The sequence below is a fragment of the Streptomyces sp. NPDC004561 genome (assembly GCF_053602155.1).
Map to the genome: position 1 here is coordinate 1 of NZ_JBSGDB010000392.1, position 8,325 is coordinate 8,325.

General features: G+C 69.2%; 9 protein-coding genes and 2 pseudogenes. 6 read left to right on the forward strand and 5 right to left on the reverse strand.

Annotation, left to right across the window (positions count from 1 at the left end; all coding sequences use genetic code 11):
* Positions 1-673 precede the first annotated feature (673 nt).
* Positions 674-910: a hypothetical protein gene (locus tag ACWEN3_RS35225; RefSeq protein WP_452979407.1), complete on the forward strand. Its 237-nt coding sequence runs from the start codon at positions 674-676 to the stop codon at positions 908-910.
* Between the two features lie 87 nt (positions 911-997).
* On the opposite strand, the gene ACWEN3_RS35230 is transcribed toward ACWEN3_RS35225, so the two are convergent.
* The 3 genes and pseudogenes from ACWEN3_RS35230 to ACWEN3_RS35240 all read right to left on the reverse strand — a co-directional run bounded on the left by ACWEN3_RS35230 (position 998) and on the right by ACWEN3_RS35240 (position 2,443).
* Positions 998-1,432 carry a DUF2267 domain-containing protein gene (locus tag ACWEN3_RS35230; protein WP_452979409.1) on the reverse strand — a complete coding sequence of 145 codons (435 nt, stop codon included), beginning with the start codon at positions 1,430-1,432 and terminating at the stop codon, positions 998-1,000.
* A 91-nt stretch (positions 1,433-1,523) separates the two neighbouring features.
* Positions 1,524-1,903, reverse strand: a pseudogene (locus tag ACWEN3_RS35235) (DUF2267 domain-containing protein); the annotation flags it as partial.
* Between the two features lie 108 nt (positions 1,904-2,011).
* The gene (locus tag ACWEN3_RS35240; protein WP_452979412.1) at positions 2,012-2,443 is read right to left on the reverse strand and encodes an Hsp20/alpha crystallin family protein; all 432 of its coding nucleotides are present in this window, start codon (positions 2,441-2,443) and stop codon (positions 2,012-2,014) included.
* A gap of 129 nt (positions 2,444-2,572) precedes the next feature.
* Here ACWEN3_RS35240 and ACWEN3_RS35245 point away from each other — a divergent pair, with 129 nt between their 5' ends.
* On the forward strand, positions 2,573-3,229 hold the full coding sequence (locus ACWEN3_RS35245; protein WP_452979415.1) for a type III effector protein: 657 nt from the start codon (positions 2,573-2,575) through the stop codon (positions 3,227-3,229).
* Positions 3,230-3,287: 58 nt separating this feature from the next.
* Here ACWEN3_RS35245 and ACWEN3_RS35250 read toward each other — a convergent pair.
* Positions 3,288-3,452, reverse strand: a pseudogene (locus ACWEN3_RS35250) (ArsR family transcriptional regulator); the annotation flags it as partial.
* 129 nt (positions 3,453-3,581) lie between these two features.
* Between ACWEN3_RS35250 and ACWEN3_RS35255 the strand changes: the two are divergent.
* Positions 3,582-4,013 carry an STAS domain-containing protein gene (locus ACWEN3_RS35255; protein WP_452979418.1) on the forward strand — a complete coding sequence of 144 codons (432 nt, stop codon included), beginning with the start codon at positions 3,582-3,584 and terminating at the stop codon, positions 4,011-4,013.
* A 352-nt stretch (positions 4,014-4,365) separates the two neighbouring features.
* On the opposite strand, the gene ACWEN3_RS35260 is transcribed toward ACWEN3_RS35255, so the two are convergent.
* Entirely contained in the window at positions 4,366-4,926 is a 561-nt protein-coding gene (locus ACWEN3_RS35260; protein ID WP_452979421.1) for an ISL3 family transposase, read from the reverse strand.
* Between the two features lie 992 nt (positions 4,927-5,918).
* Here ACWEN3_RS35260 and ACWEN3_RS35265 point away from each other — a divergent pair.
* The 3 genes from ACWEN3_RS35265 to ACWEN3_RS35275 are packed head-to-tail and all read left to right on the forward strand — an operon-like array spanning position 5,919 to position 8,297.
* On the forward strand, positions 5,919-6,362 hold the full coding sequence (locus ACWEN3_RS35265; RefSeq protein ID WP_452979423.1) for a group I truncated hemoglobin: 444 nt from the start codon (positions 5,919-5,921) through the stop codon (positions 6,360-6,362).
* A 4-nt stretch (positions 6,363-6,366) separates the two neighbouring features.
* The gene (locus ACWEN3_RS35270) at positions 6,367-7,542 is read left to right on the forward strand and encodes a globin domain-containing protein (RefSeq protein WP_452979426.1); all 1,176 of its coding nucleotides are present in this window, start codon (positions 6,367-6,369) and stop codon (positions 7,540-7,542) included.
* Positions 7,539-8,297, forward strand: a complete 759-nt coding sequence (locus ACWEN3_RS35275) for a DivIVA domain-containing protein (protein ID WP_452979428.1) — start codon at positions 7,539-7,541, stop codon at positions 8,295-8,297. Before ACWEN3_RS35270 ends, ACWEN3_RS35275 begins: the two co-directional genes overlap by 4 nt.
* Positions 8,298-8,325: the final 28 nt, after the last annotated feature.

Consider the following 8,325-nt stretch of genomic DNA (forward strand, 5'->3'; position numbering starts at 1 on the left):
GCCGTACGGCAACCCGGGCCCCGAGCTTTCAACACCATCTACCGGCCGACTGCGCCGGACTTCTGTGTCCGCAGGTTCCGCCTGGGAGGGCGGGGGTGCGGGGATCGCGGATGCGTGACCGGGGACCACCTTCCAATCCGGGGTCTTGCGGTACCCGGGCGGACTGCTTCCTCGCCCGGGCGATCCTGATGGCGTTCTGCTCCTTACCTTCGGTTACTCGGTTGTACTGCTGGATAACGCGAGTACTGCTCGCGACCTCTCGGGTCGCGTCCTGCATGACCTGGACGGCAGTTCGTCTCTGCCGTGCCCACTTCGACTTCCTGGGTACGACAGAAACAGTAACCCCACAACCCGCCAATGTCTACCATCGCCACAACAGATTTCCTCCATGGAGAGGGTTTCCCCCCCGCCTGCACGCGGAAGAGTGCTGTCCCTGGTTGCATTCCGGCCCGCGGGCACACGCTGAGCCTGGCGGCACAATCGATCGGGGGCCGGGCGATGACGCAGGACCGACACGGAGACGACCCGCGCGGCGGCTCCCAGCGAGCCTGTCGTGGTGGAGGGCGACAGTCCCGCCGGCATCGCCCGCGCTCGTGACGCCGCCCGCGCCTTCCTCGACAGCCTGGACCCGGTCCCGGTCCCCGGAGACGGCACAGCCCCCTCCCCCTGATGGTTGTCCGAGCTCACCACCATCGCCCTGCGCCACGGCGGTGGCCGGTGCACCCTCGAACTGGGCGCCACTGCCGACGCGGTGAACGTCGCCGCCAGCGACCTGTACCCGCGCCCCCGCGGGTACGGGCACCCGGACCTCAACGGCGGCGCCAAAGGAGTCGGCCGGCCCATGGTCCGCCGCCACACTGCCCCGGGCCCCGGCCGGGGCAAAACCATCCGCGTCCGCCTGCCCCGGTAATCCGGTCCGGGGAGCCATCGGGGCAGTCACGTCTGCCGCTGGGAGTGATCTTGGTTGGCGGGTGGTCGGTACCGGCACACGCTCCGCTCAGGCGGCTTGGGTGAGTTCGGCGCGGCCGAACAACAGCGCGTAGCCGCCGGGGAGCTGGCGCAGGATGCGGGTGAGCAGTTCGGGGCCGGCCAGGGCGGCGACGGCGGCGAGGACGGAGCCGGTGTCCCAGCGGGTGGTGCCCAGGGTGGTGCCGCTGCGGGTGGCGAGGTCCTTGACGAAGGCCCAGCCGGTCAGCGGCTGGGTGTCGGGGATCTGTTCGGTGAGGATGCGTGCGGCTTCCCAGGGCAGGCGGGCGGCCAGTTCGACGCGTTCCTCGCCCGTCAGCTGGCGCCCGAGACCCGAAATGACCAGGCGGACGGCTTCCTCGGCCCGTTCCCGGGTGGGGTAGGCGCCTTCGTAACGGACCTTGTCCAGCATCTGCTCGAACGTCATCACGGGCAGGTGCTTCAGCGGTGCACGCCGGTCGGACATCACTGCGGTGGTTGCCTTTCTGTCGCCGAGGTTGGGATGCCGGTGCCCGGCGGTGTGCGCGGGCACCGGTTGTCTGAGTGGTCAGGTGGGCCGGGCGGCCGAAGAGCAGGTCGTAGCCTGCGGGGAGTTGGAGCAGGATCCGCCCCAGGAGGTCGTCGCAGGCGGCGTCGGCGACCGTGCTGGGGACGGCGCTGACGTCCCAGGTCGCGGTCTGCTCGGTGGCCCCCTCGATCCAGGCCGCCGTCGCCCGCCGAACCGCTCCGGTGGCAGCGGTTCGGCGCTTTGCAGCTGATTCAGCAGGATCAGGGCGAAGCTTCCGGCAGGCGCGCCGCCAGCCGGGCGCACCTCGCCGACCAGGTGTGCGCCCAGCAGGGCGAGGACCACGCGGGCCGCGCGTTCTGCTTTCTGCACACTTTGATACTCGCCGCGTTCCTCCACATGGTCGAGGAACGCGTCGATTCGCAGGGTCACGTCGGCCGCCACCCTTCTTCGACTGCTGTGCTCCGGCGGGGGCGGAGGGCGGGTGAGGGGGAGATCGGGTTCCCGCCCTACGCCGTTGACCGGCCCTTGCCGCCGGGGTCAGCCGGAGATCTCCTTGCGGGAGGATTCCCCGCCGATGGCGATCTTGCGGGGCTTGGCGCGCTCGGCGATCGGGATGCGCAGGGTGAGCACCCCGGCGTCGTAGTCGGCCTTGATGCGCTCGGTGTCGAGAGTGTCTGCCAGCACGACCTGGCGGGAGAAGACGCCCAGCGGACGCTCGGAGAGTTCCATCTGCACGTCGTCGGACTTCGCCACGGGCCGGCGCTCGGCCTTGACGGTCAGCATGTTCCGCTCGACGTCGATGTCGATCGCCTCCGGGCTGACACCCGGCAGGTCGAAGGCCACCACGTACTCGTCGCCCTCGCGGTAGGCGTCCATCGCCATCGCGGACGGCCGGGACCAGGTGCCCGGGCCCATCAGCTGCTGAGCCAGCCGGTCCAGCTCACGGAAGGGGTCGGTGCGCATCAACATCGTGAAACACCTCCAGAAGGTTCAGGGCAGTACCTGCCAATGCGCCTCACGGAAACCGTTGTAACATGTCATCCAATGGATGACAAACATGAGGTCATCGAAAGGACGACACATCGGAGCGAGGTGCCCATGACAGCGGCCGACCAGCCGAATTCCCGCCCCGACACCCAAAACCCGGCATCGTTTCTCGCTGCCGCGGCGGCCCTGGACACCATCAGCAACGCCCTGCGCGCCGCCCAGGACGAGGCAGCCGAGGCCCCCGACGGCAACCACACCGGGCGGGAGCAGGCCCTGGCCTCCCTCCTGCTGCTGCGGCAGGTGCGTGAGCAGCTCGCCGGCTGGGAAGCCGGCCTGATCGAAACAGCCCGCGACGCGGGAGCCAGCTGGGCCGACCTCGCCCATCCGCTCGGCGTCGCCAGCCGCCAGGCGGCCGAACGCCGCTATCTGCGCAACCGGCCCGGCCCTGCCGGAAGCACCGGCGAACAACGCGTCAAGGCCACCCGCGAACGCCGCGCCGCCGACCGCACCCTCACCGCCTGGGCCCGAAACAACGCCGCCGACCTGCGCCGCATCGCCGGCCAGATCACCGCCCTCACCGACCTTCCCACCGCCGCCCGCCTGCCCGTCAGCAAGCTCGACGCGGCCCTTGCCCGGGACGATCCCGCCGCCCTCGTCCGCCCCCTGAACGCGGCCCGCCCCCACCTGACAACCGCCCACCCCGACCTCGCCGCCCGACTCGACACCCTCACCAGCTCCGCCCAAGCCATACGCGGCGCCCCCGACTGACCGATCGACAACGACACCGGCCGCGGGGCCGTCGGTACAGCCGCCGACGCAAAGAGGCCTGCTCCAGATCGGCGATGATCTTTTGCACCGCGCGTTCGGTGATGCGGCAGCGGGCGGCGACGTCACGGACGCGGACGCTTTGATTGTCCGCGATGGCAGCGAGGACGCGGGCGTGGTTCGTCAGGAACGTCCATCCGGTGTGGGGCTCGGGCACCTCATCCATGCCCCCACTCTAGCGAACAGCTATACACGCATCCAAAAGCACGCACAGAAGTTCGTGTATATGTTGACGTGTGTTCCCGTTGAGAGGGAACCTCGTAGCGGACCACGATAAGCGCACAGGGAGTGAGGCATGCAGCACCCTTCCCACTGGGCACAGTCCCCCACAGCGCCGGGCGTTCCCTACCCAGGTAGAAGTACGGCTGCGAAGTCACTCCTGCCTGGCCAGATAGCCACGTCGTACGCGTCGAGCGATGACCGAGTACGTGTCACCGTGCGCGGTGAACTCGACCTCGTCTCGGGCAGCCAGCTCCGAGACCAGCTGAGCGAAGCGCTTGCTGCTTCGTCCCGCGGTCTCGACCTGGACTTGAGCGGGCTCAGTTTCTGTGACTGCGCTGGCCTGAGCGTTCTTCTGGAACTGCGCCGGCGGGCCCTGAGCGGAAGCAAGACCGTCGTCATCCAGGACACCAGCCCCGCGATCGACAGGTTGCTTGATCTCCTTGGGGCGCAAGATCTCTTCTCCTCTTCACGCTCGCGGCCCACGGAAATGCACGCTGCCGTCTAACGAGAGTGGACGTATCTTCCGTGTAGGAGTGACGCCAGGTATGACCGGTCCGGTATCGGGCTGCTGGGACAGCCCTCTCGTCGCTGCACTGACGATGCTGGCCGGCGCCACCGAATGATCCATGCTGGACACAACTGCAGCACTGGACGGCCTGTCTCGCCACCGGTCCAAATCCTGGTTCTGGATCACTTTTCGTGCCAGAGCCACGGAGGGTCACCAACTCCGCGATCATGAACGATCGTGACCCACGAGCTGCTCCACGACCTCTGGCTTCACCAGGCCCCCGACGTCGCGGTCAGCGCCGTCACCATCCACGCCAACCACGTCACCGTCCACGCTGCCACGACCCGGCTCATGCCGCGTGGAGGACGCGTTTGCGCAACAGGTCGAAGTTGGCGCGGCCGAACATCTGGCGTTTGATCATCTTGATCTTGTTGTTGTGGCCCTCGACGGCGCCGGAGCTGTAGCGCAGGGTCAGTCCGGCGACGACTGCGTCGAGGTCATGCAGGAGGCCGGTGGCGAAGGTCTGCAGGGCGGGGACCTGGTCCTGTTGGACGCGGGCAATCCAGTCTGGGAGCTGGTGGCCGCGGCGGTCGTTCATCAGCTCGGCGAATGCCCGGACGTGCTCGGCGGTGCGGGCGAGCGCCGGGACGCGCGCGAGGATCTCCTTGAGCTGCAGGGCGTCGTCGGTGGCCAGTCGGTCGGGATGGCGGGTGATCCACCCAGTCACGTCCCTCACAGAGGGCTTGCGGCGGGGCGGGTCCTGGTGTGGGAATGCCTCCCGCAGCCGTCCCGTGGCCCAGGCAGCGTTCCGGGAGCAGTACGAAAAGCCAGCCCCCAGAAAACCGGCCGCATCCCACACCGCCCGATGACCGGCAAGTCGCAGGACTTGCCGCCAAGACAGGAACGCCACCAGTCGAGGCGACGATGAGCCCGACCCGCGGGTCTGCCGTCAGGCACAGACGGCGCAGCACAGGTGCGTGGTCGCCGCTCATCACGAGACGAGCGGCGCCTCCGAAGGCCTGACAGCCGCTCACCCAGTCGGGGTGGGCGGCCTGGAGCTGCTTCAGGCGGCTCGTCAGTCTGCCCGCGAGCCGCTCCACGTCCGCTGTCGGATCGGTCCAGGTGTCCGACCCGGTCCATGACAGCCTGTGTGTCACCCGGCGCAGTCGTACGGGGACGCGCCGACGACCAGGTCCACGCCCATGGGCGGTCGGGACAGCAGGCCGGCGCTTCGATGGCCGGCGGTCACCGTCAACCGCGCCATCGGCCGGCTGCCTGCGCCACTTTAAAGGCTGGGGGTCAACTCGCCTCGGACAGCGGGGAAGCCCCCGTCTCAGCGGCCGCCCGCCGGCGAGGGGTCGAGCACTCGGCGATGCCCAAACGGCGCCCCGCAGGCGGCCGTTCTCACTTGTTGTGTTCTATGCCACACGATCCGTGGTGATCACGCCAAGCTCACCCTCGGTGTCCTGACTCCCCTCCCGCCCCGGTCCACAATTTCCGCTGCTGGCAAGGGACTTAGGAGAGCACAGACGACTCCGCCAGCACCGGTCGGATCACGCCAACACACGCGATGGCGATCGCATGGACAGGCTTGCGACTCACTGTCGACGTACGACAGGATCACGGGCATCCGCTTCCGGCCGAACGGAATCAGGGCCCTGCCGTGGTGCACACACACCCGGCACACCTCGGGGGAACACACCTGGTGTGCAGGCTCGGTGAGGTCCTGGGCGACATCGCCGTCGGCGGCGGACGCGGCGGTGCGTAAGGCAGGCGGCTGGAGATCCCGGCCGCGGCCCGGATCCGCCGACCGGGGAACGGGGGCGCGCAAGAGCCGAGATATGAGGCACATCTACGTGCCGCCATCTGAGACCACAGATGAGAAAGGCCCAAGTGACAGACATGACGCTCGACGAAGCCGCCGAGACGCACGCGAAGGAGCTGCCAGGCGACCACCCGGAGACCTCGGCACTCTACCAGCAGATCGGCGGCGCCCAGGCCGTCAAGAAGGTCGTCGACGACCTCTATCTCCACGCGTTGCAGGACGAGCAGCTGGCCCCGTACTTCGAGGGCACCGACCTGCCCACGCTCAAGCGCCACATGGTGTTGATGCTGACCAAGGTCCTCGGTGGGCCGGACAACTACGCCGGGCGAGAGCTGGCCGAAGCGCACCAGGGGCTGGGCGTCACCGGGGAGCACTACGAGCGGGTGGGTCACGTGCTGCTCGGCGTGCTGTGGGAGAACCGCGTCGGAGTGGACGTGCTGATGCATGTGGCCGGGGTGCTCGCCGCGGTCAAGGAGCAGATCGTCCGGCAGCCCTCCGACGAACTGGTGCGGAAAGCCTGACATCGTGGTTGACGCTCGCCGTTTGCAGGAGAGCTGGAACGTGGTGGCCGGTTACGGCGACCAAGTGCCGCTGTTCTTCTACTCGACGCTGTTCTTCACCCATCCCGAAACTCGGGACATGTTCCCGATCGGCATGGCAGGGCAGCGTGACAAGCTCTTCGGAGCGCTGGGCACCATCGTGTCCCGCGTCGACCAGGTGGACGAGCTGGTGCCCTTCCTGAAGCAACTCGGGGCGGACCACCGCAAGTTCGACGTTCAGGCCGACCACTACCCGGCGGTGGGGTCCGCGCTGCTGGGAACGCTGGCCCACTTCCTCGGCCCGCAGTGGACGGACCAGTTGGCCGCCGACTGGCAGGCGGCGTACGAGCTCGTGGCCAAGGTCATGCGCCAGGCCGCCGAGGAGGCCACCAACAGCAGCCCGCCCTGGTGGGACGCCAAGGTGATCGGCCACGAACGGCGCACGCTGGACGTCGCCGTGCTCACCGTCAAGGCCAACTACCGCCTGGACTTCCTGCCGGGCCAGAGCGTCGCGGTGGCGACCCACCTGCGTCCCGGGATGTGGCGCTACTACAGCCCGGCCAACGCTCCCCGCCTGGACGGCACCATCGAGCTGCACGTCCGCATGGTTCCGGGCGGCCCGGTCTCCTCGGCGCTGGTGCACGGCATCCAGCTCGGGGACGTGCTGAGGTTCGGCGCCCCGGTCGGCAACCGGCTGACGCTGAACCCGGACGGCGACCGGCCACTGCTGCTGCTGGCCGGCGGCACCGGGCTGGCGCCGCTGAAGGCCCTGGCCGAGCAGGTCGCCGGGCAGCGGGCCGGGCGGCCGGAACGCCGGGTGACACTCGTCGTCGGCGCACACACTGACCACGACCTGTACGACTGGCCCGCGTTGGAGGCCCTCGCCAAGGCACACCACCGTTGGCTGAGCGTCATCCCGGCCGTCTCCGAGGTCTCCCTGCGGCCCCAGGAGAGCGGCACCGCGGTGGAGGTGGCGCTGCGCCTCGGCCGCTTCACCGACCACGAGGTGTACGTGTGCGGCTCGGACCACATGGTGCGCGACTCGGTTCAGCGCCTCGCGCAGGCCGGCACACCGGTCGAGCGCATCCGGTTCGAGTCGTTCACCGGCCTGGGTGGCGAGCAGTACGGCGTCGCGTCTCACGGGGAGGACATCGAGTCATGAACACGCCCGACCACCAGACCCAGTATCGGCTGACACCCGAACAGATCCGCACCAAGCAGTTCACCCGTACCCCGATCGGCCGGCGCGGCCTGGACGAGGACGAGGTCGGGCGCTTCATGTTGAGGGTCGCCGACGAGATGACGGCGCTCCACCAGGACCTGGCCGGGCTGTGGGCCGAGAACGAACGGCTGCGCAACTTCTACCGCGAGCGGGGCGAGCAGGCGAACGGGCAGGCCGCTCAGACCGGCAAGGCGGTATCCCAGCGGCAGCCGACCGTCGAGGCCGTCAACCTGCTCTCCCGCGCCCAGCAGCAGGCGGATTCGTTGATCGCCCAGGCGCGCGAATACGCCCGGCAGGTCGCCGACCAGGCCCGTCGGCAGTACCACGACGTGCTGCGTGAGGCACAGCGCCAGGCCCAGGAGGAGGCCGAGCGGGCCGTACTCGAGTACCGCGCCCGCTCCGGCACGCACTACACCGCCGAGTTCGAGGAACTGGAACGCCGCCTGGCCTGGGCACGTGCCTTCCTCGACGCCATCCAGTCCGTGGAGACGCAGCTCAAGACGGCCCGCGAGGCCTTGGCGTTCGAGGTGGAGAAGCTCGCCGGGATCGGCAGTCCCACGCGCCCGGCCGCAGGTCCGGCCCACCGGCTGCCCGGTCGTACGCCCGAGCAGATTCCCGTCGCCTCCACGGACTCTGCGCGAACCTCGGGCACGGGCGGCCCGGGCGGCGCGAGCACCTGGACCACCCAGGGATGAGGTGCCGGCCGGCCGCGGCGTCGACGGC